General features: G+C 62.8%; 18 protein-coding genes, 1 tRNA gene, 2 pseudogenes and 1 other annotated feature. Of the genes and pseudogenes, 15 read left to right on the top strand and 6 right to left on the bottom strand.

Features of this window, described 5'->3' with window-relative positions:
* Positions 1-24: 24 nt before the first annotated feature.
* Positions 25-2,856: a bifunctional transaldolase/phosoglucose isomerase gene (locus RT91_RS10995; protein WP_035187282.1), complete on the bottom strand. Its 2,832-nt coding sequence runs from the start codon at positions 2,854-2,856 to the stop codon at positions 25-27.
* A gap of 265 nt (positions 2,857-3,121) precedes the next feature.
* On the opposite strand from RT91_RS10995, the gene lepA reads away from it, so the two are divergent.
* The 6 genes from lepA (at position 3,122) to RT91_RS10965 (ending at position 13,099) form a co-directional block, all read left to right on the top strand.
* Positions 3,122-4,927, top strand: coding sequence for a translation elongation factor 4 (gene lepA, locus RT91_RS10990; protein WP_035187281.1), 1,806 nt, complete (start codon positions 3,122-3,124; stop codon positions 4,925-4,927).
* Between the two features lie 5 nt (positions 4,928-4,932).
* Positions 4,933-6,288 carry a DNA recombination protein RmuC gene (locus RT91_RS10985; protein ID WP_035187279.1) on the top strand — a complete coding sequence of 452 codons (1,356 nt, stop codon included), beginning with the start codon at positions 4,933-4,935 and terminating at the stop codon, positions 6,286-6,288.
* A gap of 53 nt (positions 6,289-6,341) precedes the next feature.
* Positions 6,342-6,431: transfer RNA gene (locus RT91_RS10980), tRNA-Ser, on the top strand.
* 93 nt (positions 6,432-6,524) lie between these two features.
* A complete protein-coding gene (locus tag RT91_RS10975) occupies positions 6,525-8,123 on the top strand; it encodes a tyrosine-type recombinase/integrase (protein ID WP_082468586.1) in 1,599 nt (532 codons plus the stop codon).
* A gap of 531 nt (positions 8,124-8,654) precedes the next feature.
* Entirely contained in the window at positions 8,655-10,508 is a 1,854-nt protein-coding gene (locus RT91_RS10970; RefSeq protein ID WP_035187278.1) for a site-specific DNA-methyltransferase, read from the top strand.
* A 5-nt stretch (positions 10,509-10,513) separates the two neighbouring features.
* Positions 10,514-13,099, top strand: coding sequence for a DEAD/DEAH box helicase (locus RT91_RS10965; RefSeq protein WP_035187275.1), 2,586 nt, complete (start codon positions 10,514-10,516; stop codon positions 13,097-13,099).
* Positions 13,100-13,353: 254 nt separating this feature from the next.
* Here RT91_RS10965 and RT91_RS10960 read toward each other — a convergent pair whose 3' ends face one another.
* Positions 13,354-13,755: a hypothetical protein gene (locus RT91_RS10960; RefSeq protein WP_035187273.1), complete on the bottom strand. Its 402-nt coding sequence runs from the start codon at positions 13,753-13,755 to the stop codon at positions 13,354-13,356.
* A 328-nt stretch (positions 13,756-14,083) separates the two neighbouring features.
* On the opposite strand from RT91_RS10960, the gene RT91_RS10955 reads away from it, so the two are divergent.
* The 4 genes from RT91_RS10955 to RT91_RS10940 all read left to right on the top strand — a co-directional run bounded on the left by RT91_RS10955 (position 14,084) and on the right by RT91_RS10940 (position 18,486).
* Positions 14,084-14,737: a recombinase family protein gene (locus RT91_RS10955; protein WP_035187306.1), complete on the top strand. Its 654-nt coding sequence runs from the start codon at positions 14,084-14,086 to the stop codon at positions 14,735-14,737.
* A complete protein-coding gene (locus RT91_RS10950; RefSeq protein ID WP_055726018.1) occupies positions 14,734-15,069 on the top strand; it encodes a hypothetical protein in 336 nt (111 codons plus the stop codon). Before RT91_RS10955 ends, RT91_RS10950 begins: the two co-directional genes overlap by 4 nt.
* Positions 15,059-15,394: a hypothetical protein gene (locus RT91_RS10945; RefSeq protein ID WP_035187270.1), complete on the top strand. Its 336-nt coding sequence runs from the start codon at positions 15,059-15,061 to the stop codon at positions 15,392-15,394. The genes RT91_RS10950 and RT91_RS10945 overlap by 11 nt, the downstream gene beginning before the upstream one ends.
* Before the next feature lie 554 nt (positions 15,395-15,948).
* On the top strand, positions 15,949-18,486 hold the full coding sequence (locus tag RT91_RS10940; RefSeq protein ID WP_035187267.1) for a DEAD/DEAH box helicase family protein: 2,538 nt from the start codon (positions 15,949-15,951) through the stop codon (positions 18,484-18,486).
* 105 nt (positions 18,487-18,591) lie between these two features.
* Here the strand turns inward: RT91_RS10940 and RT91_RS10935 are convergent, their stop codons facing one another.
* Positions 18,592-19,884 (bottom strand): site-specific integrase, encoded by a 1,293-nt coding sequence (locus RT91_RS10935; RefSeq protein WP_082468585.1) that lies wholly within the window; start codon positions 19,882-19,884, stop codon positions 18,592-18,594.
* A gap of 1,085 nt (positions 19,885-20,969) precedes the next feature.
* On the opposite strand from RT91_RS10935, the gene RT91_RS22810 reads away from it, so the two are divergent.
* Both RT91_RS22810 and RT91_RS10930 read left to right on the top strand, forming a co-directional pair.
* A complete protein-coding gene (locus tag RT91_RS22810; RefSeq protein ID WP_256363797.1) occupies positions 20,970-21,101 on the top strand; it encodes a hypothetical protein in 132 nt (43 codons plus the stop codon).
* Between the two features lie 333 nt (positions 21,102-21,434).
* Positions 21,435-21,779, top strand: coding sequence for an Arm DNA-binding domain-containing protein (locus RT91_RS10930; protein WP_035187266.1), 345 nt, complete (start codon positions 21,435-21,437; stop codon positions 21,777-21,779).
* A 1-nt stretch (position 21,780) separates the two neighbouring features.
* Here RT91_RS10930 and RT91_RS10925 read toward each other — a convergent pair whose 3' ends face one another.
* The 3 genes and pseudogenes from RT91_RS10925 to RT91_RS22550 all read right to left on the bottom strand — a co-directional run.
* Positions 21,781-22,422 (bottom strand): Imm5 family immunity protein, encoded by a 642-nt coding sequence (locus tag RT91_RS10925; RefSeq protein WP_035187264.1) that lies wholly within the window; start codon positions 22,420-22,422, stop codon positions 21,781-21,783.
* A gap of 152 nt (positions 22,423-22,574) precedes the next feature.
* Complete coding sequence (locus RT91_RS21490; RefSeq protein WP_152982823.1) at positions 22,575-23,186, bottom strand: IS5 family transposase; 612 nt, start codon at positions 23,184-23,186, stop codon at positions 22,575-22,577.
* Positions 23,186-23,344, bottom strand: a pseudogene (locus RT91_RS22550) (transposase); the annotation flags it as partial. The gene RT91_RS21490 and the pseudogene RT91_RS22550, both read right to left, overlap by 1 nt.
* Positions 23,345-23,883: 539 nt before the next feature.
* Between RT91_RS22550 and RT91_RS22545 the strand changes: the two are divergent.
* The 3 genes and pseudogenes from RT91_RS22545 to RT91_RS20590 all read left to right on the top strand — a co-directional run bounded on the left by RT91_RS22545 (position 23,884) and on the right by RT91_RS20590 (position 26,754).
* Complete coding sequence (locus RT91_RS22545; RefSeq protein ID WP_240314266.1) at positions 23,884-25,050, top strand: TNT domain-containing protein; 1,167 nt, start codon at positions 23,884-23,886, stop codon at positions 25,048-25,050.
* 11 nt (positions 25,051-25,061) lie between these two features.
* Positions 25,062-25,313: a hypothetical protein gene (locus RT91_RS10905; protein WP_013640380.1), complete on the top strand. Its 252-nt coding sequence runs from the start codon at positions 25,062-25,064 to the stop codon at positions 25,311-25,313.
* A 116-nt stretch (positions 25,314-25,429) separates the two neighbouring features.
* Positions 25,430-26,754, top strand: a pseudogene (locus RT91_RS20590) (IS3 family transposase).
* Positions 25,762-25,878, top strand: a sequence feature (AL1L pseudoknot). (Overlaps the previous pseudogene by 117 nt.)
* Positions 26,755-26,928 lie beyond the last annotated feature (174 nt).

Genomic DNA, 26,928 nt, shown 5'->3' with positions numbered 1-26,928 from the left:
CGCGGAGCTGCGCGCCCGCAAGATTCAGGCGAAGGCGTGGTCGATGGCCTTCTCCAGTTCGGCGAGCCCCGCGTCCACCTCGGCAAGGTGAACGCGGATGGCCCGGCGTTCGCGTTCGACGAGAACGCCGAGATCTCCCTCCGCCTGCGCCCCCTTCACCTGGCCGAAACTGTAGCGGTGGCCGGGCACGGCGAAATCCGCCGCGTCATCGGCAGTGATCTGCAGGAAGACGCCGCTGTTCGGCCCACCCTTGTAGGCCTGCCCGGTGGAGTGAAGGAAGCGCGGGCCGAAGCCGACACAGGTCGCGACCTTGCGGGCATCGCGCAACCGCAGGCGAATCGCCTCCAGCTTCGCCTCGTGCGCCCGCGTGTGCTCGATATAGGCGAGCAGACCGATATAGTCGCCCGCGTGGGCGCGCTGGAAATGGTGCTTCAGCCAGGCCGACAATGTGTTGTGACGGCCGAGCGCTTCGGCGTTCGCCGGATCGGCGTAGACGGCAATGCCGTTCGCGCGGAACACCGGATCGGGAGAGGCGACCGGCGCGCCCTTCTCATAGGCATCGGTCAGGGCGCGGGTCTTGATCTTGCTCGCCTCGACGTCGGGCTGGTCGAACGGGTTGATGCCGATGATCGCGCCGGCGACCGCGGTCGCCATCTCCCAGCGGAAGAATTCCTGACCGATCTGGGCGACGTCATCGAGCACGATCCGCACCACCGGATGCCCCGCTTTCGCGAGTGCTGCGAGCTTCGCATCCTGAGCCTTGTCCTCATCGCCCTTGAGCACGAGCTGCGCGAAGACGCGGTCCTTGCCATAGACGGCGGGCTCGCCGAGCGCCTCGCCATCCACGGGGATGAGGCCGTGCCCCTGCTTGCCGGTCGATTCGGCGATCAGCTGTTCCAGCCAGGCGCCCAGCCCGGCAATGCGCGGCGAGGTCACGATGGTCACCTTGTCGCGGCCGAACCGCGTCGCCGCGGTGCCGAGGAGGAGGCCGAGACGCACGCCGGGATTGCGATCCGCCGGCACGCTCGCGGCGCAGGAGGCGACCATGTGGGACGTCCGGACCAGGAAGTCGGAGACGTCGAGTCCCATCGCCGCCGCCGGCACCAGGCCGAACTTCGACAGCACGGAATAGCGCCCGCCGATCGACTTCACGCCGTGGAAGAGATGCGCGAAACGCTCGTGCTTCGCGACCTGTTCGAGCGCGGAACCGGGGTCGGTCACCGCGGTGAAGTGCCGGGACCACGCATCCTCGCCCACGGTCTCGATCATGCGGGCGCGGAAATGCGCGAGCATGATGTTCGGCTCCAGCGTGCTGCCGGACTTCGACGAGACGATGAACATCGTCTTCGCCAGATCGAGCTTCCGCTCCAGCGCGCGGATCTGGGCGGGATCGGTGCTGTCGAGCATGTGGAAGTGCGGCCAGCCGGCCTGACGGCCGAAACTGGTGGCGAGAACTTCAGGCCCGAGGCTCGATCCGCCCATGCCGAGCAGGGCGACATGGGTGAAGCCGCCCTCGCGGATCGCGTTGGCGAAGCGCACCAGCGTGCCGACATGGGCGTGCTCCTGCCCGACGATGTCGAGCCAGCCGAGCCAGTCGGCTTCGTCGGCGCCGGTCCAGACCGCGGCGTCGCCGGCCCAGAGCCGCCGGACCACGCCATCCGCCCGCCAGCCGGCGGCGGCCTCGTTCACGGCGTGGACGATATCCTCGGGCGCCTCGATGCGCGCGGCGTTCACCGTGACCAGCGCCTCGCGCTTTTCGGCGACCGCACCGAGCAGCTTGTCGAACGCCTCGGCGAACTGGCGCACGCCATCCTCGACCAGGTCATGGGTGACGGTCGCGAGCGAAATGCCCTGCTCCTCGATCGCATGCAGCGCGGCATAGGCGCCCTCGATATCCTGTTCGACGGCGTCATGCACGACCGAGCCATGGTCGCGGAACGCGTCCATCGTGGCCGGCGGCATCGTGTTCACCGTGTCGCGGCCGATCAGCCGTTCGACGTAGAGCGTGTCCGGATAGTCGGGATTCTTGACGCCGGTCGAGGCCCAGAGAAGGCGCTGCACCTGCGCGCCCTTCGCGACCAGCGCCTCCCACGCCTTGCCCGCGAAAATCCTGCGGAAGCTCTCGTAGGCGAGCTTGGCATTCGCGATCGCGGCCTGGCCGAGCAGCGGCTGCAGGATGCCGGCCGGGCCGCCGGCATCGATCCTCGCCTGCAATTCACGGTCGATCACGGTGTCGATCCGGCTGACGAAGAAGCTCGCGACGCTCGCCACCTTCGACACGTCGCCGCCCTTTGCCGCATAATCCTCAAGGCCGGCGATATAGGCCTGCGCCACCGCCTCGTAGCGGGGCACCGCGAACAGCAGGGTGACGTTGATCGACAGCCCCTCGCCGATCAGGGTGTGGATCGCGGGGATTCCGGCCGAGGTCGCCGGCACCTTGATCATCAGGTTCGGGCGGTCGACCGCGGCCCACAGGCGGCGCGCCTCGTCGATCGTGCCCTGGGTGTCGTTCGCGAGGTAGGGCGAGACCTCGAGGCTGATGAAGCCGTCGCGACCGCCGGTTTCGCGATGGACCGGCGCCAGCGCGTCCGCCGCGGCCTGGATGTCGGCGATGGCCAGGTGTTCGTAGATCTCCATTGGCGCGCAGTCGCGCTCGCGGACGAAGCGCTGGAACGCCTCCCCGTATTCCGGCGCATGGGCGATCGCCTTCTCGAAGATCGCCGGATTGGAGGTGACCCCCTTGAGCCCGTCGCGCGCGACCATGGTGGCGAGTTCTCCCCCCTCGATCAGGCCGCGCTGGACGAAGTCGAGCCAGGGCGCCTGCCCGGCTTCAGCGAGTTGTTTCAGGGGGTTCATGCGGATCTCCTCAACGCAGGTCGTGATGGACGACGGTCCGGTGCCGGAGCAGGCTTATCGGCTGTTTGCCGATCCTGTCGAGAGATGGGAAAGCCCGCCGCCGATGTCACGTCCCGTCTCGGCTTGTCACCGTTCTGTGACTGAAGGCAGGTTTGGCGCAACCGATCGTTCTTTTCAATGGTACGATGGACCCGACATATCGAAGCGGGGCCGCCTTCCGCGCAATGAAGCTGACATTCGCCCCGATCTCGATTAAACAGCGCGCATGACCTCGACCCCCACCGAACTGATCCGCAACTTCTCGATCATCGCCCATATCGACCACGGCAAGTCGACCCTGGCCGACCGGCTGATCCAGACCACCGGCGCGCTCTCCGCCCGCGAGATGACCGAGCAGGTGCTCGACAACATGGACATCGAGAAGGAGCGCGGGATCACCATCAAGGCGCAGACCGTGCGCCTCAACTACAAGGCGAAGGACGGCAAGACCTACGTCCTGAACCTGATGGACACGCCCGGCCATGTCGACTTCGCCTATGAGGTGAGCCGCTCGCTCGCCGCCTGCGAGGGCTCGCTGCTGGTGGTCGACGCCTCGCAGGGCGTGGAGGCGCAGACGCTGGCGAACGTGTACCAGGCGATCGACGCCAATCACGAGATCGTCCCCGTGCTCAACAAGATCGACCTGCCGGCCGCCGAACCCGAGCGGGTGAAGCAGCAGATCGAGGACGTGATCGGGCTCGATGCGTCGGACGCGGTGGAAATATCCGCCAAGACCGGCCTCAACATCGAGGCGGTGCTGGAGGCGCTCGTCACCCGCCTGCCGCCGCCGAAGGGCGACGAGACGGCGCCGCTCAAGGCCATGCTGGTCGACAGCTGGTATGACTCCTATCTCGGCGTGATCATCCTCGTGCGCGTGCGCGACGGGCGGCTGCGCAAGGGCCAGCGCGTCCGCATGATGTCGACCGGCGCGGTCCACACCATCGACCAGGTCGGCACCTTCTCGCCCAAGCTCACCCCGCAGGCCGATCTCGGCCCCGGCGAGATCGGCTACATCACCGCCGCCATCAAGACGGTGGCCGACTGCAACGTGGGCGACACGATCACCGACGACCGCGTCCCCGCCACCGAACCCCTGCCCGGCTTCAAGCCGTCGATCCCGGTGGTCTGGTGCGGGCTCTACCCGGTCGATGCCGACGATTTCGAGAAGCTGCGCGACAGCCTCGCCAAGCTGCGGCTCAATGATGCGAGCTTCCATTACGAGGCCGAGACCTCGGCGGCGCTCGGCTTCGGCTTCCGCTGCGGCTTTCTCGGTCTGCTGCATCTCGAGATCATCCAGGAGCGTCTGTCGCGCGAATTCGATCTCGACCTGATCGCGACCGCGCCCTCAGTGGTCTACCGGCTCTACAAGACCAGCGGCGAGATGATGGAGCTGCACAACCCGGCGGACATGCCGGACGGCTCGGTCATCGACCATATCGAGGAGCCCTGGATCCGCGCGACCATCATGGTGCCGGACGACTATCTAGGCGCCGTCCTCACCCTCTGCAACGAGCGCCGCGGCCAGCAGGTCGACCTCACCTATGTCGGCAACCGCGCCATGGCGGTCTACCGGCTGCCGCTCAACGAGGTGGTGTTCGACTTCTATGACCGGCTGAAATCGGTCAGCCGCGGCTATGCCAGCTTCGACTACCAGATGGACGACTATGTCGAGGGCGACCTCGTGAAGATCTCCATCCTGGTCAACCAGGAGCCGGTGGACGCGCTGGCCTTCATCGCCCATCGCTCCGTCGCCGACACCCGCGGCCGCGCGATCTGCGCCAAGCTGAAGGACCTGATCCCCCGGCAGCTCTTCAAGATCGCCATCCAGGCGGCGATCGGCGGCCGGGTGATCGCCCGCGAAACCCTCGGCGCGCTGTCGAAGGACGTCACCGCCAAGTGCTATGGCGGCGACATCAGCCGCAAGCGCAAGCTGCTGGAGAAGCAGAAGGAGGGCAAGAAGCGGATGCGCCAGTTCGGCAAGGTCGAAATCCCGCAGACCGCCTTCCTCGCGGCGCTGAAGATGGACGCCTAAGCCCGGTGCTCGCCGCCGCCATCGCCGCCACCATCGCCGCCCTTGGCGCCGCGATCCTCGTCGTCCTCGCGGTCCTGCAATCCCGCCAGATCGCCGCCCTGCGCGGCGAGATCGCCGAACAGTCCCGCGCCGGGCTGCGCGAGGCGTTCGACCGCGTGCAGGACGGGGCGCGGGCGCAGGGCGAGCAGCTCGCGCGCCTGCACGGCGCGATGAGCGAACTGTCCATCTTGCTCACTGGCAAGCTGGCCGAGGCGGAATCGGCGGCACAGGCCGGCCGCGCCCAGGGGCTCAGCGAGACCATGGCCGCGATTGCCCGGCTGACCGAGAGCCAGACCCTGCTCGCCGATCGCATGAACCGCGATCTCGCCGGCGTCTCGCTCGCCCTGCGCGAGGGGCAGGAGGCGCTGCGCGGCCGCGTCGAGCAGAAGCTCGATGAAATCCGCACCGGCAACGAGGCCAAGCTCGACGCGATGCGCGCCGCGGTGGACGAGAAGCTGCAATCAGCACTGGAGCAGAAGATCGGCGAGAGCTTCCAGCGCGTGGCCGAGCAGTTCGCCCAGGTGCAGCAGGCGATCGGCCAGGTGCAGTCGGTCGCCACCCAGGTGGGCGATCTCAAGCGGCTGTTCGCCAACGTGAAATCGCGCGGCGGCTGGGGCGAGGCGCAGATCCGCCAGACGCTGGACGACACGCTGCCGCCCGGCACGTTCGAAGCCAATTTCCGCGCCGATCCGAACGGCGCCGAGGCGGTGGAATTCGCGCTGCGCATGCCGGTGCGCGAGGGGGATCAGCCGGTCTGGCTGCCGATCGACGCGAAATTCCCGACCGAGGATTACGACCGCCTGCTGCTCGCCGCCGAGGCGGGCGACCGCGATGGCGAAACCCAGGCGCTGCGGGCGCTGAGCGCCCGCATCCGCGACGAGGCGAAGAAGATCGCCCAGAAATACATCCGCCCCCCGCGCACCACGGATATAGCGATCCTGTATCTGCCGAGCGAAGGCCTGTTCGCCGAGGTCGCCCGGATTCCAGGCCTGGTCGAGCAGGTGCAGCGCGAGCACCGGGTGCTGATCCAGAGCCCGAGCTTGCTGCCCGCCTTGCTGCACACGATCCGGGTTGGCCATTTCACCGTCCAGCTGGAGCGCCGCGCCGGCGAAATCGGCCGCATCCTCTCGGCGGTGAAGCTCGAATGGGGCAAGCTCGGCGAGAGCATCGAGGCGCTGGCGAAGCGCGCCGAACAGCTCTCGAAGGGGATCGACAGCACCCAGGTCCGCATCCGCGCCGTCGGCCGCAAGCTGCGCGACATCGACGAGCTCGACCCCACCCAAGCCCCTGCCCTGCTCGGCCTCGACACCGCCGAGGAATAACGCTGCCCCCCGCTTGAGCCCGGCGCGGTTGTTGGCTATGAAGCCCCGGCGCCGGAGGGATGGCCGAGCGGTCGAAGGCGCACGCTTGGAAAGCGTGTGTGCGTGAAAACGTACCGTGGGTTCGAATCCCACTCCCTCCGCCAGATTTGGAATTGTGCAATCCTAGCCACAATCTTTTGAAAATAGCGTGCTTTTTGGATTTGAATTGTTCCAAAAGGTGCTCCAAATTGAATCGCATGTCATACGTTCGGAAACATTCAAAAACTGGCATATATTGGTATAGGAGAGCGGTCCCGCCGCGGCTTCGGGAGCACATGCCGCCGATCTCTGGGTTCCCTGCACGCGTCCGCACCGAAATCACCAAGAGCCTAGAAACGCGGGACTTACGCGCCGCCAATCGACTGGCCGGAGACATCGACAGAAGGGTGCAGCGAGCGCTCGATCAAGCTCAGACGGCACTCAACGGTGGCGCTCATGAAATGTTGCCGCAGAGCGCCCCGACAACTGCCGGCAGCTCGTCCGCCGTCTACACTCGCCGGCAACTACAGGACGCCATCGAGGCATGGCGCCGGCAGGAAATTGCCCGGGTCGAGACTGAAATCCTGAACTCGCCCCTTCTAGACAACCCAGCTGAAGTGGCGATGAACGAAAAATTCGCGAATGCCGACCGAAATTTTGCCCTGTGCGAGGGCCGTTGCGAGAACGTGCCCGGCTTCTACGAAGCAATGTCAGCGGCCTTGGCACAACAAGGTGTCAACATCGCGGTCGACCATCCTGCTCTGCGGCGTCTCGACAAATCTTTCGCGTCGGCATGGCATGACACCATCACGGCACGGGAGTATTACATCTTAGGGTTGCCCTATCCGGCAGCAGAGACCAGCGCAGACACGGTCGGCATTTCACCGGGAACAACACCAATGAAGCAGTCGATGGCCGATGATAGGGCATCAAAGCCATTTCTGCTGGCATTGAACGACTGGGAACGCGAGATGCCATACCGCGGAAAGCAGATCAGCACCTACCTCTCCGACGTACGTTCGTATGCAGCCGTAATAGCCGAGGGGCCGATCTCGGCAGTTGACTTTGATTCGGTCCAGAGATGGGTGGCTGAAATTCAGACATCGCTCTCCGCGAAGACCGCGAAGCGCAAGCTGTCCGCCCTTCGGAGCTACTGGAACTACCTTCAACACAAAGGTCTAATGCCGCGTGGCGAATTTCCGGGCCGCGGCGTCACGATCCTACGCACTCGCACGGCGCCAGAAGACAAAAGACGATCATTCGCTCCCGACGATGTTGTTCGACTATGGCGAATGGCCGAGAGCAACGGGGACGTCCATCTCGCAAATGCGATACGACTCGCTGCCTACACAGGTGCGCGAATCGAATCTCTCTTTCAGATGCGCGTCGCTGATTTCGGGGAGACGGACGGTATCCTCTTCGTACGCTTCAGCGACAAGACAGATGCCGGGGTCCGGTCAGTGCCGATCCACAGCGCCATCAGACCTATGGTCGAGCGCCTGCGTGCGTCACCCCTCCCTGACGGCTATCTGCTTTCCGGCGCGATAAACCGGCATGGCGAGCGTTCCGCCGCCGTTGGAAAGCGCTTCGGGCATCTCAGAACAAAGGCAGGATTTGGCCCACAGTATGTCTTCCACTCGATCCGGAAGACGGTGACCTCCATGCTCCGAGTGGCTGACGTCGAAGAGGCCGACGCAGCACAGCTTCTCGGGCATGAATATAGAGGCATCACGTACGGCACCTATGCAGGCGACCTTGCCGTCCCCAACCTCTCAGCCATCATCGAGCGTCACCTCACCTATCCCGACGCTTTGTAGATGCGTTCCCCCCGGCGCCATCGTTGCTTGATCGGTTTCTTCGAATTCATGAGCGTTTCATCCTGTAAGCGTCGATCATCTGGCCCTTGGCCATCGAAGCGGACATCCATATCCGCCATAGAACGCGGCAGGAGATCAATTCGAGCGTCCAGAATCGGCATTCTATCCCGCAGGGGTGAAAGCCTTTTGTCCGAAGACGGCGATAAGATGCTCGGTCCGTACGCATTGTCTCCGTGTTCAGACGACAGCTTCCCCTTTGCGGCAGCGACACTGCCCTTGCCGTTCGTGCCAAAGCGGCCAAAATCGCTTTGGCCGCAGGGGCGGAACACGAGTCTTTACGGCGGCGAAAGAGGCAAAATGCGGCATCACCCGATTGATCGATCTGACCCGAGGCCGGCCCGGTGACCGCCGCAAGGCATGGTCGACCAGTCGCCTTCTTCGCCGTGGTGAAGCAATATCAGCGACTGGTCGTCGTCGAGGCAGCATTTGCCCTGACCCGTAATGCGGCTGATAACACATCGGGGAAACTTCATGACTGAGCTGAATTTCAAGGGCAAAGAATTTGTATTCAATCATCATCTGGCCGTGCCATTTCGCCCGCTCGTGCTGCATCCCACGAAGGGGATCGGGCCGGTCGCCCTCGATGGCAACCTTGTCATCCACGGAGACAACCTGCACGCATTAAAAGCCCTCCTGCCGCTCTACGCGGGCAAGGTGGACTGCATCTTCATCGACCCACCTTACAACACCGGCAACGAGGGTTGGTGCTACAACGACAACGTCAACGCCCCGATGATCCGCGAGTGGTTGGAATCGAACCCTATCGGGATCGAAGACGGGCTACGGCATGACAAGTGGTGCGCCATGATGTGGCCACGCCTCAGATTGCTTCACGAGCTTCTAAGCGATGAGGGAACTATCTGGATCACGTTGGATGACAACGAGATACATCGCGCTCGCGGGATACTTGATGGAATATTCGGCGAGACCTCTTTCATCTGCCAGATTGTCACTCAATCAAACAAGCGCGGACAAACATACAAAGAAATTGCCAAAACCCACGAGTACATCCTTGTGTATGGCAAGACACAATTTTCTGTTCTGCATGAGATTGAAACTGAAGGAAGCAACCTTCCCGATAAGGATAGCTTCGGGAGCTTTTCCGCGCGGGAACTTAGGAATCGAAATCCGAAATTTGGCCGTCATAACAGGCCAAATCTATTTTTCCCTTTTTATGTGAGGGACGGTCTTACCGACGACAATGGTCATCATATCGTCTCCGTCGAGCCATTTGAAGGGGCAGAAGAGGTTCTGCCGATGAATAGCACTGGCGGCGAAAGTTGCTGGCGCTGGGGAAAAGACAGAAGTTGGAAGAAAACCGAAAATCAATCAACAGAATTTCTGTTTGCAGCCAAGACGCGAAATGGAGAATGGAGAATATTTGAAAAATATAGAAAGGAAACTGTCAAGGCAAAAACCATATGGTCACACAGTAAGCACATCACAGAGCAAGGAACAGTTGAACTTGGAAAATTAGGTCTAGCTGATTTATTTCCTTTCCCAAAACCTTTGGGATTGCTTGAGGATGTTATTAGCATTGCCACTTCGGATGACGCTCTTATTTTAGATTCCTTCGCTGGCTCAGGCACAACGGCTCATGCAGTGCTGGAAGCGAACAAGCGTGATGGTGGCAACCGCCGCTTTATCCTTGTCGAGATGGAAGACTATGCTGATCGTTTGACGGCGGAGCGCGTCCGTCGCGTCATCAACGGCTATGACTTTCAAGGCACTCAAAAGACCGAACTGCTGCGCGAGCGACTGAACTGGCGCGCCATCAGCAATAGCGGCGATCTGGTGCATAAGGTCGAAGCCATCGAGAACCTGCACAGCCACGAATATGACCGCATCAAGAAGGAAGTGAAAGACGATGAATTGATCGTCACCGGCGAAAAGACGGTGGCGAAGCATGCCGAAGGGCTCGGCGGCAGCTTCACCTATTGCACGCTCGGCGATCCGGTCGAACTGGACAAGGTCTTGAGCGGCGAAACCCTACCCTCCTACGCCGGTCTTGGCGCGGCGCTGTTCCACATGGCGACAAATCACGCTCTCGACCCCGCCGCCGCGAGGGAGGATGACTTCTATCTCGGCGCGACCGAAGGGCAGCATGTATGGCTGATCTACAAGCCCGATCTCGACTGGCTGAAGTCGCCGGACGCGGCGCTGACCCTAGCTCGTGCAAAAGCGTTCGCCGCCACCGATCCGGACCGGCGGCATCTCGTCTTCGCTCCCGCGAGGTTCGTGAGCCAGAAGATGCTTGCGGAGCAGAACATCCCCGTCGAGTTCGTGCCGCTTCCCTTTGCGCTCTACCGCATTGATCGGAGCTGACCGCTATGTTCCGTCAGCTCGATTATCAGGACCGTGTGCTTTCCATCCTCGACGCCTATCTGGACGCCTTGAAGGAAAAGAAGGTTCGTGCCGACAGGATAGCGGCAGTCGCGGCGCAGGAGCCTGCCCTTGGCATTCCCGTGCCGGATTTCGCCAAGGAAGCTTGGGAAGCACTGAAGGCGGCGGGCAAGCTGCCCGCCTCCCGCGCCGCGATTCCGTTCTCGCCGCGCATGGATGGCTGCAACCGGCCTGTGCCCAATGCTGTGCTGAAGGTACCGACTGGCGGCGGCAAGACGTGGCTCGCTATCTCAGCCGTGTCGCGGGTGATGGGTCGCTATCTCGAACGCAACACCGGCTTCGTACTCTGGATCGTGCCGAACGAGGCGATCTACACGCAGACGCTCAAGCGCCTGAAAGATCGCCAGCACCCCTATCGCCAAGCGCTCGACCGCGCAGCGGCGGGACGCGTGACGATCATGGAGAAAGCTGATCGCCTCGACGCGCGGGATGTGGAAACCAACCTCTGCGTCATGCTGCTAATGCTGCAATCAGCGAACCGCGAGACGCAGGAGTCGCTGAAGATGTTTCAGGATCGGGGCGACGTGCACGGGTTCTTCCCGCCGGAAGGGGAACAGCAGGCCCACAAAGCCGCCATCGAACGCACCCCGAACCTTTCCGCCTATGCAGGGCTGTTCCCGATGGTGAAGGATTCCCTCGGCAACGCGCTGCGGATCATCCGCCCTATCGTCGTGATGGATGAAGGGCACCGAGCGGTTTCTGACCTCGCCTTCGGTACGCTCTACGGCTTCAACCCCTGCTTCGTGCTGGAACTGACGGCCACGCCGCAGGATGTGCAGCCGCGCGATGGCCGCAACCCGCGCGATGGCCGCTACGCCAATGTGCTGGTGGAAGTGACCGGGCGCGAGCTGGACCGGGAAGGCATGATCAAAATGCCGCTCAACCTCGACCCCCGGCAGGGCAATGACTGGAAGGCGACGCTGAACGCAGCGGTCGCCAAGCTCAGCGCGCTCGATGCCGAAGCGCGGAAGCTGCGCGCCGACACGGGCCGTTATATTCGGCCCATCATGGTGGTTCAGGTCGAACGCACGGGCGCGGATCAGCGGGAAAGCGGCCATATCCACGCCGAAGACGTGAAGGAATGGCTCCTGACGGCAGGTTTCGATCAGGCCGAAATCGCCATCAAAACAGCGCAGCAGAACGATCTAAGCGACCCCGAGAATCAGGACCTGTTGTCACCGACGAACCGCGTCCGCGCCATCATCACGAAGCAGGCGCTGCAAGAAGGTTGGGATTGTCCCTTCGCCTATGTGCTTTGCAGCCTTGCTGCCAGCGCCAATTTGAAGGCCATGACACAACTCGTCGGTCGTGTTCTCCGGCAGCCCGGCGCGCTCAAGACCGGGGTGGAAGCGCTCGATGAATGCCACGTCATCACTCACCATGCCGATACCGCCTCGGTTGTCGGCGCAATCAAGGAAGGCCTAGAGCAGGACGGACTTGGCGATCTGGTGCTGCGGGTGACGCAGGATGACAAGAGCGGCGCGGGAAAGGCCACCCGTTCGATCAAGCGTCGTCCCAAATTTGACAAGTCGGACATCTATCTGCCGAAGGTGATGATCGTGGAGGGCGGCCAAGCGCGCGAGCTGGATTACGAAACCGACGTGCTTTCGGCCATCGACTGGCGCGGCTTCGATCCACAGGCCATTGCGGACCGGATGCCTGAGAATGCGCAAGCGGCAGAAAGCCAGCTTCAGCGGATCAGGCTCGCCGATGACGGCGACGAACTGTTCATTGGCGAGACGGTCGCCGCGAACACGGAAATTCTTGCCTTCGATCCGGCCCACGCCGTCAGAATGATTTCGGACATCGTGCCGAATCCATTCGTCGGGCGCGAGATTGTCGGTGCGACGATTACCGCCCTTCGGACGCGCGGCTTCGATGATACCAAGCTCGGCCAACTCGCCAGCCTGATCGTGGAAGAGCTGCGCAAGGGGCTCGATGCTGAGCGGAGTGGGCGTGCCGAAGCCCTGTTCAAGGCCGAGGTGGCGGCGGGCAACATCCAGTTCCGGCTGCGGATCGATGGCCGCAACTGGCGGATGCCGTTCAGCATCGAAACCACGGAACCGGCGAATGCTCGTCAGCTTCTGAACCGAGCAGGTGGCCCGCTGGAAAAGAGCCTGTTTGCGCCGGTTTTTGAAAACGATCTGAACGGCGACGAACGGGACGTGGCCGTGTATCTCGATGGGGAAAAGACGCTGGCATGGTGGCACCGGAACGTCGCGCGGACCCAATATGGCATTCAGGGCTGGAAGAGAGGCAAAATCTACCCTGATTTCATTTTCGCCGTGAAGCGGGACGGACAAGCCAGTCGGATCACAGTTCTTGAAACGAAGGGTGATCAGCTCGACAATCTCGATACGGCGTACAAGCGTGATGCACTTTCGTTTCTATCAGACCATTTCCAATGGGATGCGACCGCGCCAGTCGGCGAACTGGAGTTGGTCAACAACGGCGAAATCATCGAGGCCAAACTGATCCTGATGAGCGAGTGGAAAGTGCAATTGTTGCATTGAGGCAAGCAGAATCGCGCAGCATACAAACTTGTTGCCTGTGAGGATGGAGAAAGGGTGACGACCTACAACGATGGGTCTGCAACGCCCAGAGCCCAAAGGGTATCTCCCCTTGCGACGCACGTATTGCGAGGCAGCTCGATTCGTCGGAACGCCACATTGCTCGTACGTCGAAGCGTCCGATATCGCTCGACGGTCTCCTATTCGGGCGCGGGCGCGTCGCACGTTCGCCTTGATTGGCTCCCGAACGAACGGCTTTAGGACTGACAGATTACCGGGAGGGGACCAACAAACCGGGTGGACAAGGACTCGACCGCGGCGTTGAACGCATTTTTCGCGACATCATCGCGATACCAAATTGAGGCTGACATGACGTGGCCGACTTCTGTCGATGGCGAAAGAATCTGCAGAGCGTCCAAAATCGTTTCAAGACTGATGACTTCGGGGAGAATGCCAGACGTCCCCGCGGTCAATTTGGTTTTCGGGTGACACATTTTGAACAGACAGGCATCCGTCGGGGATGCGAAACGCAGGTATACGTCCGGCGCGACTGCAGGCAGATAATCGAAGTGAATTCGTCCGACCATATCGAGGGCTTCCTCGACGTGACATTCATCAATGGCGTCGAAGATTAGGAAGAATCTGTTCCAGCGGACCATGTCGCATCTCCTGTGTTGGGCTATTTATCCGGCTGCTATAGGCGTTGTCGGGTGTGACATCCGTGCGCTGTGTCAGTCTGTTCGACGACACTTCCCTGCGACCGGGTATCGAGATGATCCCGACGTCGGTTAGGGGTTCCGGATCGGTCACTGTGTCGGGTCGGCTGCGATGCGGGCGCCCGTGTCGCGCGTTCACAAAACCCCGGTGCTGAACGGGAGCTGGAAGCCGCGGAATACGTCGCTTTTCGGATCGGCAAGAAGTGTGTCCGTAACCATCCTTTTTTGTTGACGGGCCGAGAATCCGTGCTTCCTTCTGTTCATGGGAAGCATGACGAAGCGCGCGGCGCTGTACGTTCGGGTCTCGACCGCTGATCGCGGTCAGACCCTTCAAAACCAACTGACGCCGCTGCGTGATGCCGGCGCCCGGCTGGGGTGGGAGATCGTCGCGATCCATGCCGACGAAGGCATCTCCGGCTCAAAGGGGCGCCAGCAACGACCCGGCCTCGATGCATTGCTTCGGGGCGTAACCCGACGGGAATATGATGTGGTCGCAGCGTGGTCGGTGTGTCGCCTTGGGCGGTCGCTGCCCGATTTGGTCGGGCTGCTCGGCGAACTTCGCGGCTCTGGCGTCGATCTGTATCTCCATCAGCAGGCCATCGACACGAGCACACCAGCCGGGATGGCCCTGTTTGGAATGTTGGGCGTGTTTGCCGAATTTGAACGCGCGATCATCCGCGACCGAATTCATGCGGCTTTGGACAGGGCGCGGCGGGACGGCAAACGGCTTGGTCGACCTCGACTTTCCCCATTCCGCATCGGTCAGATCACACGGTTACTGGCAGAGGGGCGAGGTGTTCGTGAGACGGCTCGGCTTCTTCAAGTCAGCCCGGCGAAGGTAACGCAGGTCCGGCGGTCGATGATGGTGCCGACTGAACAGACGTTTGAGAGGGACGGTCAGCAGCCGGCGGAGAACGCCCCATGAGCGACCGGGAGGGCGGATTTGACGACCCCGGCGAGGATCGTGATCAACCGGATCGCCCGGTCCAATCGTCGCGATACAGCCCAGATCAGATCGAAGATATGAAAGACGTGGCCTCGGTTCTCGGGCTCGATCTGCCGTTCGACTCCCCCTGTGGCGACATCACGCCCAATCTTTTGACCCCTATCCGCGAAACGATGTCGCCGGCCGAATACGACCGCCATCTCGACGAAATGGCCGCACTCCTGCGCGCAGCCATTTCGGCCGCATGGGACCGAGAGGCCAAGCGCCAAAAGCGGCTGCGGAAGAAGGGGAAGCGCCGTCATGGCCCATGACGACGAAAAGTTCGGCGATCTTCCGGCGAAACTCTGGGACAAGCCGCTTTTCGCAGATCACGTTCCGACCGAACTCATTCTCCATTTCGCCTTTATCCTGACGAATCTTCCCGAACGGAACCAACAGACCTCCGACCCAGACCTCTGCGAGGAAGAAGACCACTATGATACGGCGCTTGCGCTGATGACTATCGGCGACCTCGAACGCCGGGGTGTCGAACCGCGATTCATGCCTTGGCCGCTTCGGTTGATACGAGTGAGCATGATGGGCCGGCGAGAGGGGCGGCTGCCGCCCGACTGGCGGCCGCCGTGGCAGGACGATTGAGTCGGTGCGGCAAAGCCCGCGCAGCCATCGAAAACGATTTTGCCGTCAGGCGCGCTAGATTCGCATCACATCGCGATCCGCTGTTGCTTCATCAGGTCCTGCTCGGAACGCGGAAGCGTAACTCCGCGACCGATAACTATTGCTCTTTCTTGCGCGGCGAAGGCCATCGGACCTCGATTTCGTCGCTGTGGTAAAGCTTGTGATCGTACCGGGGCAGTTTCCGGCGACCTGAATGCTCCCGCATGCCTTCCGGCCCAGAAACAACCGGGACGAAACCCCTTTAAGGTCTTGAAAGGTGTTTTCGTCTCGGGAAGCCCCGCTACGCGCAGCCCGAATCTTTCTGGGCAGCCTGACGACATGGAAATTGCGACCGTCCGAACGCACCCGCTATAAATAGGACGTCCCGCCGGACGTCGGCTCTCCGCGACATGGATGTGATCAAGACGATAAATACGTCAGGTCAATTACGGCCTCGACCGTGATCGTCCGAAGATACTCCATCGAAAGCCCGCAGGGAGCCCGACACCCTGCGGGCTTTTGAAACGGAGTATTTGATGATCACGATTCATTACGTCGACTCCCTTGCAGGGAGCGGCAAGACCTACGCGGCGATTCGCGAATCTCACCGGCTCGCCCTCCTCGAGAAAAAGGTGCTGATTGTCCAGCCGACCGTGACACTCATCCGGCAGACCGAGGCTGATCTGCGGACCTTGGCGCCCACGGTGCCGATCACCGCGATCTATGGGGACGGCGCCCATGGCCCCGGCACCAGCGAGCAGGTCGGTGTCGATATCATGCGCCACTTCAAAGAAGCGGTCGCGGGTGGCGAAATTGTCCTGATCACGCATGCCGCCTTCCTCGGCCTTCGGTATGTTCACCGGCCCGAGGACTGGCACGTCATCGTCGACGAGATTCCGCAGGCGGACTGGGTTCATGAGGTGCAGTTCAAGCGGCCGAACGACCACAAAATCGTCACCGAGCACCTCAACCTCGTGATCGATCAGTACGCTGGCGCAGGGTATCCTCGGCTTGTGCCGGCCCGTCGGCACGTCAATCCGCTGAAGGAGATGCATCGGAACAAGGCCAACGTGCCGGAATATGCAGCGATCCGCGACTTGCTCAACAAGGTGCTGGCGCCGCACTGGCACGTGCACGTTCTCGATAGCCAATACTGCAGCCTGATCGACGGCAAGAGCGACGGTCTGCGGCTGCTCGCGTTCGCCATCCTGTCGCCGTCGCTGCTCGACGGCTACGCGTCGGCGACCATCATGGGGGCCTGCTTCAAAGAGGCGGCGTTATATCATTTGTGGCGGTTGCAGGGCGTGGAGTTCCGCCCGCACACGAAAATTCAGAGCCGGCTGCGGTACATGCAGCACAACAACTGCGACCTCCTGACGATCCGCTACGTTGTCGATCAGGGATGGTCCAAGCGACTGCGCGACGCAGCCGTTCCGACGAGCGAGCTCACGGCCGTCGAGGAGGGTGCCGAAGCGAAACGGCTGCTGGATCACGTGGTCAAGACGATCACCACGGCGTTCAACGGCCAGCCCTACGCGTGGATGGGCAACACCGACCAGCCAGACGACCTGTTCGGCGGGCAGGCAGTCCGGCTGCCGAACTCGCCGCATGGGCTCAACGAGTTCCAACACATCCACAACATCGCGGTCGTCAGCGCACTCAACCCGCCGCCTGCGCACTTCGCGTTCCTCCGGTCCGTTGGGCTGAGTGCGGAGGAGGTCAAGCGGGCCGGCTACTGGCAGTCGGTCTATCAGGCCGTGATGCGCAGCTCCCTGCGCAATCTCGGCGACCGCACGAAGAAGACGGTGATCGTCATGGATCGTCCGACGGCCGACTGGCTGGCGGGGCTGTTCCCCGGCTGCCGGGTCGAACGCCTCGACTGCGGCGTCAAAATGCAGGAGGCGCGCAAGCCGGGCCGGCCTCGGAAACATCTCCACGACGCGGATCGAAAAGCGGCATTCCGCGACCGCTACCGACGCGAACTGACAGAGGCGCTCGACGCGATGAAGGTGCAGCAGACGGATCGCATACATTGCCTGCCGGACGACCTGCGCGAGAGCTTCGATCAGTGCGTCCGGCTGCGCGAACAGAGGGCGACAACGGGTTCCAATGCCGGCCTGCCCGCCATCGGCGGCAGCCTGTTCAGTTCGATCTTCGCCGCGACGGCCTGTGCGTTCATGCCGGTGGGTGAGATCGACGAGTTCGTCGACCTGCTGAAGTGGTTCCACTCGCATCAGCACCCGTCGAAGGACGACAACTGGCTGATCAGCCCGGCCACGTTCGAGGCGTCGGCAGCGTCGAAGACCCAGCGCGGCCTCGCCAACGTCCGTGAAATCTGGGGCATCTGGCTCGACAACGATGGTGGCGATCTGACGCCCGACGCGTTCGCCGCCCTGTTCCCGCGTCTGCGGATGGTGATCTACAATACGTACAGCAGCACGAGCGCGGCACCGCGTTGGCGCGTCTTCATCCCGACGACTATGTCGATGCCGGTGGCCGTGTTCACAGCGATCCTCGACATCATGATGCGCAAGCTCAACGAGCACGGCTTCTGGTCGGACAAGCAGCTTGCGGACGGGCGGCCACGAAAAGACCCTCGGCGTCACGGCTTCGACAGCACGAAGCTGGTGCCGACCAGCCTGTTCTATCTGCCGTGTCAGGCGCAGGACCCGGCGGACAGCTTCTTCTTGGACTACAACGGCAAGTGCCGGAATCCGCTCGATCCGTATGAGTGGGCTGAGTTCGCCGCCCGGGCCGCGCGTCCCGCGCCAGAGCCGACCGCAACCGTGGTCAAGCTGACACCGGCAACCAACGAGGACGCGGCACCCACGACATCGCCGGAAGAGGTCCGTGAAGCAGCCATCGCGACGTGGAGGCGCGCTTCCAAGGGCCATGGGCATAATGAGTTCTTCAAGCTCGGGCGCGCTCTCCGCAACAGCGGCATGCCGCTCGACGAGGTCCGCGCCATGATGGAGAGCGAGGCGGCCTTCGCCCGCAGCCCGGATGAGCGGCGACGACAGATCACCGGGATCATGCATGCGCTTGTCACGGACCGCCCGAACCTAGCCGCCTGACGCGACGAGGACGGTGATCGTCGAAGACGTCTCGCCGTTGCCGGTCGATGATGCCGAGCAGCATGACATGCTCGGCATCATCGACGAGGTTGAGCGACATGGCGCTCAGGAGGCCGGCCGCGAATCGCAGGCCGGCCATCCGCCCCGCATCACGGCGACGATCCGCTCCGCGACGGTGTCGGCCGCGCTGATCAGCGCGGAGTCGGCGACGTGGATATAACGTCGGGTCACGCTGTACCCTCTGTGTCCGAGCAGCGAGCCGATGGTCGCATCGGCGAGCCCAAGATCGGCCGCGACGCTGGCATATGTGTGACGCAACACATGCGGCGTGACGTCTCTCGGTAGCCCGGCGGCACGATAGACGACCCGCTCCCAGACACGCCTGTGGTTCGCCAACGGCGCGTCCGCGTTCATCGACCGGAACACATACTCGCCGGGCGTCATCGCCGTGATGATGGCGCAGCCGGCCTTGCACAGCGGGCGCATCGAGGCGCCGGTCTTGGTCGCAGTGAGCCGCGCCGTTGATCGCGCCAGATCGATCTCGGCCCATCGGAGGCACAGAACCTCGCCCCGGCGCCAGCCAGTGACCGCGAGGTATCGGATGGCCGCGAGCGCCGGCGGCCACTCGTCACCGGCCTCGGCCGCATCCAGCGCGGCGCCGAGTGCGCGATATCCCGCGTAGTCGAGCCGTCGCTCACGACGGCCATCGGCCGGCTTGATTACCAGCCGACACGGGTTGTCCGCACGCAGACCACGCCGCACGGCGTACGTCATGATCGCACCCATCAGCCCCATCGTCCGGCTCGCCGCGCCGCGTCCGCCCCGAACGTGAGATACGGCACGGGGCTTGTCGAGCTTGACCCTTCGATGCGTCTTGCCGCCGATGATATCGGCCATCATGCGCACGATGTCGGCGCGGGAGATCGAAGCGACCGGCTGGTGGCCGATGAGCGGCCTGATATGCGCATCGATCCGACAACGGTCGGTGGCGACGGTGCTCGCACTGTTGGGCTCCCGGCGCTGCGTCAGAATGCGGCCGGCCTCGGCGTCAGCAAGGTATTCCGTGCACAGGTCCGCTACGGAAATCGCTTCGCGCTCGATCTTACGGTCACCCCGTGGGTCACCGCCGTCGACCACAATTCGCAGCAGCCGGATCGCCTCGGCCCTTGCCTCGTCTGGCGTCCACGGCGAACTGTGCCGACCTATCGTATAGACGCGTTGCCGCCCATCCTTGGTCCGGTATTTGAATACGTAGGACGGCCTCCCGCCCTGACGACGGGCGCCAAACCCCACGACCTGTGTATCCCATGCGATCTCGCCGGGCTTCAGCGCCTCGACGACTCGCGACCCAATCTTCGCGCGCAGCCTTGTGGTCCCCCTCTCGAAGAGGAGTCGCACGGAAGCTCGATTTGTCCATCGAAATCAGCAACCAGTCAGCAACCACCGGACGCCGGAACGCCCCGGTTCTCCTGTTGGATTCACGAGGATTCTTCAGCCGTCACACCGTTCCGAAGGCAGAGGCCACAGGTTCGAATCCTGTCGGGTCCGCCAGAATCTCCCAGAAAAATGCAGAGCTTTTTCAAGGTGGCTCGGTCGAGCACACCGCACCAGAGCCCATTAGCAACCACACAGCGATCAGATCGCGCCGCATTTTGGGTGGTGGATACCGGGAGAAAGTGATCCGAGAGGCCGTTCCGAGAGGTGGCGTCCGGGGTGACGGGACAGGTCGCAGCGACCGTCGTGCGGACGACACGGCAGGCACGACTCGGTCGCTGCCACCGGCGTAGCAACCAGCCAGCAACCACGGCGATTAGCCACCGATCACACGGGCGTGAGGCCGGTCAGTAGGATGCGCGGCCGGCGACGGACGGCGCGACGGTCATCTCCACGGTCACACAGAGCGCCTGCCGGGCGCGCCTTTACCGTCTCTGGACCGTCACAGAGAGCGTTGGGCGTGGCGCCGTGAATGCCTGCACCGGGTCGCGCGCGGCGCACGGGAGGACGGTCACCAGCACGGTCGGTCAGACCGTCGGCAGAGCGTCCGAAATGATCTCGCCGCCGCAGGCGCTCTGGATCATCGTGGCGAACGCTCATCGCTGAACGTTCCGAGACCGTCTTCGACCCCTTCCATCAGCACGCGGTGCGCACGCCGATGATGGGGGGATGGTCGGCGCACCGGATTCCGACATGGCGTCGCCCGAGAGGCTGGATCGATCCGAGAGATACTCATCCACACGGTCACCCAGATCGTCCAGTGGGAGCGCCTTGACCGTCTCGACACCGCTGCCACGAGGAACCGGAGCGGCGGTGTCATAGCGCCTGAGAGCCTGAGCGCCTGAGAGCCGGCGACCAGCGAGGATGCGGCGCCGGCGAGGTCATCCGAGAAGATCCGGGAGGCTGCCATCGCGACGTGGCGGTGCTCTTCGAAAAACCACGGGCACAACGAGTTCTTCCGCCTCGCGTGTAAGCTGCGCGACAGCGGAATGCCGCTCGACGAGGTCCGCGCGACGCTCCAGAGCAAGGTTTCTTTTGCCCGCAGCCCGGACGACCGCCGCCGGCAGATAAACGGAATCATCAATTCGCTTGGCATGGACCGCCCGAGCCTCGCCGCCTGACGGGCGCGATGAAGACGGAAATAATCAAGAATATCAGATTGTTATCGACCCGTGTGTGAGAACACACGACAATATCACCAGAGGTGTTCCAAATGCACTCCAACGCTGCTACAGACAACATCAAATAAGCACGTAAATTCAAAAGGTTACGTTTGCTAATTCGAATCCCACTCCCTCCGCCAGTTTCGCGTTTCACGCGATCTCAATCAGCCTCAACCACCTGAAATCTCTTCACTTTCCTCCGCGACGGTGTCCTAATCCGTCTCACGAGATACCCCCCAATCCCGGGGCACTTCGGGGTCGGATGTGGGGTATGGGACAGGAGGCAGGGGTATGCTCACCGACATCGCCATCCGCAAGGCGCAGGTCCGAGACAAGCCGTACAAGATGTTCGATCCCAATGGCTTGTTCCTGCTGGTCACGCCCGCCGGAGGAAAGCTCTCGCGCTTCCGCTACAAGATCGGCGGCAAGGAGAAGCTGCTCAGCATCGGCCCCTACCCCGAGGTGATGGTCTCCGCAGCGCGGGATGCGCGCGACGAGGCCCGGGCCGGCGCGCAGGCCGGCCGCGATCTCTCGCTGGTGCGCAGGCAACTGCGCGCCCAGGCGGCCAATTATGAGCGATTTTCTACGAGCCGTCGTTCGATAATCAGTGACATCGACACTAATTTGGGAAGGTAGGCTAAACCTCGTTTCCCGTCATTTCACAGGCTCTTGTGATGGCACTCCCTAGATACCAGTCCCAGAAGGCGCGTTCTTTTTTCCGGTCGGTGGCTTCGGACCAGGGTAATCCGCCGGCCTCCGCCGCGGCTGCAAGCATGCTCGGCTCGAAACCTTCCGGATCGAGATCATCGTCATCGATTTCGGCATCTGCATCCGGAACCCCCTGGAAGACGGCAGTAGTGATGGTGTTGGCAGCCGCATGGCCGACAAACATTGCCGTCTCCTGACCTTTCGCATAGCTCCGGTTCTCGACGATATCGACATAAAGCGAATCGCGGGTTTTTTCAGCCAGTACCGGATCCGTACGATCGAAGGCGGTATCAAGAGCAATTCGCAGCATCGAAGCTGGCGAGTTATCAGTCGGAAAGACCGCGCGCCAAAGCGGCATTACGCGCTGGACCGCGAGAATATCCAGCAGAACAAGTCGGCGATGGCCAACATCGCGCCCTTGTTTGGTTTCGATATCGGGATACATCGCGCGCCAGATCGCACGCCTCCTAGGCAGGCTGACGCGCCCGCTTGCTTCCAGCTCATGCCGGGCAATATCAATGTTGCGTGCGAGCGTAAGAGAATTCGTCAATTGATGCCTCGCAATCGCCATTCATGATTTCGGCCTGTGATCGTTCCATCAGCCCCGAAAGTCCATGTTCCGTCCGGATCGGTGACCGTCTGGCCTTCCCCGCTCGACATCGCGAGCTTTGAAAAATACGTTCGGAGTCGGAACACATCGGCTTTGTAACACCTATGGGCTCGTTAGGTCGCGTGGACGGGTTTAACCAATATCAGTGCGCAAGCGAAGCTGATGAAGGCGGCGTAGCTGGTTGCGGTCTTGTCGCAGCGCATGGCGATGCGTTTGAAGCGTTTGAGTTTGCCGATCGTCTGCTCGATGCGTGCGCGTCGGCGGTATAACCGCTTCGGGAAGAATCGGCCTCTTTCCTTGAAATTTTCGTGACGCGGGATGACCGGGGTGATGCCGCGCGCGCGAGCTGCCACTCGGTTGGCGCGGCTGTCGTATCTCTTGTCGGTCACCACGATACGCGGACGGATGTCGGGTCCGATATCGAGCGAGGTCTCGAACTCGGTTGTATCGCTGGCTTCGCCGCCGGTCAGGCGGAAGTCGAGCGGGTGGCCGTCGAGATCGGTCTTGAGGTGAATTTTGGCCGAGAAGCCGCCACGCGAGCGGCCAACGGCCTGGCCCTGCTGCCCCCTTTTGCCCCGGCGGCGGAGACGTGGGCGCGCGCCGTTGTGCTGTCGAACAACTGCACCAGATGCGAGGTCTGACTGTATTCGGCGAGAAGCTGAAAGAACGCCTCGAACACCCCGGAGCGGCTCAGCCGCCAGAACCGCTTCCATACGCTGTTCCATTTGCCAAATTCCGCAGGCAGGGCCCGCCACGTGATGCCATGGACAGTGAAATAGTGCACCGCTTCCAGAAATTTCCGGTCGTCATGCCCCGGCTCGCCACGGCTCGATTGGGCCGCGTCAAAAACCTTCAGCACCACAGACCAATCCTGTTCCGTCATTCCCGTCAGCATGCCCGACCCTCCGTTGCCGGTCACGCAGTGATTCGAACAATTCCCGATTCGGGAATCGGTGAAATCCTCATATCAGCGATTCCGTCCACACGGACTAGATGCACGGCACCGATAGAGGGCCACAAGTCAGCACGCGCTGCCTCGAATTGGCCTGCTTGCCGTTCCCGTTACGAGCGTTCCCGCCGCTACAGAACGGGGTATTCGTCCCCGTACTCATCACCGTCCTATTATTCTCCGTCGGGGAATAGCGGAGGCGGTCGGAGCAGCGGCGGCACTTCCGACCGTGCAAGAGCCGGTTGGTCGAAAGCCGCGTATGCTGTATCGTTGTGCGGATGGGAAATGCACTTTCAGGATCACCTGGACCGCGCCCCTGGTTGGCAACGCCCCATCCGCAAGCACTCCATCTGGATCTGCGAAGCCTCCACGCGGTTTATCTCGTCCTGCCCACCTCGGCAGAGACGAGATAAGTCCGCCGGTTCCAGACATATCAGGGATCCGATACTCTCGGCCGGGTCGAATTCGAGCAGATGCTCGACGCCATGCGTCACGGCGGCACGCCATTTTTCAGTCATCCGGGCAATCTTGCGGCCATCCGTCGCTTCTACGCGGCCTGGCGGAACGAACGTCAGGAGGTCCCGCCAGAACTCCTGATCCGGCAGTTCCAGGCGGATGTCAGCCACGGCGCGCTTGCGGTCTTCCGTTTCCCGAGCGACCCGCATCGCAGCATGCTCCGCGGCGATGCCGGCAGCGGGATCCTGCCGGGCCGCGGCCCGGTGTCCGGCTGGAGCGGTGGGCAGAAGGTGGTCGCCATGTTCGAGGCGATCCCGGAGTGTCTTGGAGAGGCGAGCCGGGCGGAATTCAGGGCATTCCTGACGCCGCAGAACCTTGCGGTGATGGCGCTGTTCTTCGGCGGGATCGCGGTCGTGCAAGCGGTACCGGGGGCGGATGCGATCGTGGACGGCATGATCGCCGGGCTGGCCTGGTGGCAGTTCGGCTGGGCGGGGCTGATTGCCGGGAAGGATCTCGTCGAGGCGGTGATCAAGGCCGGCCATGCCAGGACGGGTGAAGAGATCAAACTCGCCGCCAAACTGGCCGCGGCGGCGCTGGTCTCACTAGGTCTCCTCGTCCTGCTCCGTGAAATCATCGAACGCGTGCATGAGGTGAAACCCAAGGCGCCAGAGACAGAGGATGAGCCCGTCCGTCCGCCACCACGCCGCGTGGCGAAGGCCGCGACCGGCAGGTCGGGCCGCGGGGGAGCGGCAGAGCCGTCTTCACCGAAACCACTACCTCGTGCACTGCCAATGCGCCGGCCGCTTTACCGCTCCGATCTTGATGAGCAGTGGTTTGATCCGAAGACAGGCGACTTGCGGTGGCCGCCAAACGATGGATTCGATGGTCCCGCCGTGCGCACGGAACTGCAACCTGGGCAGACGATTGACCGCTATAGCGGCTTCTCCGGCGAGGACGACGCCGGCAGCTTCCTGTCGCCGGCCGGGACGCCGTTCGGCGATCGTGCCCTGCCTTATGATCCAGCGACGCAGCAGCACGCGGTCTACGAAGTCTTAAAGCCGATCCCGGTCACCTCCGGCCGCGCCGCCGGCTGGTTTGGCGAGCCCGGGGGCGGTGTACAATACAAGACGGACATGTCGGTTGGCGATCTCGTCCGGGGTGGTTACTTGCAGCAGGTTCGCTAGAGGAGGTCCAGATGAAGGTCAGCGAGATGAAGGCGCGCCTCAGCGCTCACGGCGTCGAGGACGGCGATCTCTACACGCACGGCAGCCTCGGCGGCGGCGAGATCGACGGCATCGAGCAGGTCGACGGCAAGTGGTTCACCTATTTCAGCGAGCGGGGCAGCAAGCGGAACTACCGGGAATGGCCCTCCGAGGAGGAGGCCGCGGCCTATATCTACGAGCGGGCGGAACGGCTGGCGCGCCGGCTCGGGCTCTGGAAGGGTTGACAGGCGGCCCTCCGACCGGGCGGGGGGGGGGGCAGCGAGCAAGCCACCAACAATTCTGCGAAAGCTGAACCGCCCCGGGTTTGCCGGAGGCTCCAACTCCCAAATGGGATGGAGCGATGACGAGTCCGACGACGAACAAATTTTCTGCCGAAGTCCGCGAGCGTGCGGTGCGGATGGTGCTGGAGCCGAAGGTGAACATCCGTCGCGCTGGGCGAGGCAGCCAAGGTTCCGCCTGCCTTGGCATGTGGAATGCTGCGGAGGGGGCGATGGTGTCGATAGCGGCGAAGTTTGGCTGCTCGCCGCATACGCTGCGTGAATGGGTGCAGAAGGCGGATCGCGACAGCGGCCGTGCGCCTGGTGTTCCGTCGGAAGTATCTGCGAAGCTGAAGGCGCAGGAACGCGAGAACCGCGAACTCCGCCAGGCGAATGAGATCCTGCGCAAGGCGTCGGCATATTTTGCCCAGGCGGAGCTCGACCGCCGGTTCAAGCCATGATCGCGTTCATCGATGATCATCGCGAGGCCTATGGGGTCGAGCCGATCTGCGGGGTGCTGCCGATCGCCCCATCGACCTACTACGAGCATGTAGCGAAGCGGGCCAACCGCGAGAGGCGGTCAGAACGTGCCCGGCGGGATGAGGCGCTTGAGGCGGATATCCGGCGCGTGTTCGCGGAGAATTTCGAGGTCTACGGTGCGCGCAAAGTCTGGCGGCAGTTGCGGCGGGAAGGACGCGTTGTTGCCCGCTGCACGGTGGAGCGGTTGATGCGGATCATCGGCCTGCAGGGCGTAATCCGCGGCAAGCCGGTCAGGACAACGATCAGCGACAGGGCGACACCCTGCCCACAGGACCGCGTCAACCGCCAGTTTCAGGCGCCGGCGCCAAACATGCTCTGGGTCTCCGACTTCACCTATGTCGCGACCTGGCAGGGCTTTGTGTATGTGGCGTTCGTCATCGATACATTCGCCCGGCGTATCGTCGGCTGGCGGGTAAGCCGCACGGCGCATGCCGGTTTCGTCCTCGATGCCCTGGAACAGCCTCTTCACGACTGACGTCCGGTACGTAGCGGCGGCCTCGTCCATCATAGCGACCGGGGCAGCCAGTATGTCTCGATCAAATACACCGAGCGCCTGATGGAGGCCGGCATCGAACCGTCCGTCGGCAGTGTCGGCGATAGCTAGGACAACGCTCTCGCCGAGAGCATCAACGGCCTCTACAAGACCGAGGTCATCCGTCGTCGCGGGCCGTGGAAATCGTTGGAGGCCGTCGAGTTCGCAACCCTCGAATGGGTCGACTGGCTCAACCACAGACGCCTTCTCGAGCCGATCGGCAATATCCCGCCCGCCGAAGCCGAACAACGATATTTCGCCACACTCGACCAGATGAAGATCGCCGCTTGGCTTAACCCGAATGGCCTCCGGCAAACCCCGCGCGGCTTACTGTAAGTCACTAAAGTAAAGAGCAATTTCTCTCATCCAGTGGGGGGCCCCGCCCGGCCCCGGCCGGGCGGGATCGGGCCTGTCGGGTCAGGCGGGTTCGGCGACGCGGCGCGCGCGGCGCGGCGGGGTGCGGGCCGGGGCGATGGGGGCGGATGCTGTCGGTGCCGCGTGGGCAGGTGC

It is taken from the genome of Acidiphilium sp. JA12-A1, from assembly GCF_000724705.2.
GTDB classification, from domain to species: domain Bacteria; phylum Pseudomonadota; class Alphaproteobacteria; order Acetobacterales; family Acetobacteraceae; genus Acidiphilium; species Acidiphilium multivorum.
This window is presented reverse-complemented; position numbering and strand designations above follow the sequence as displayed.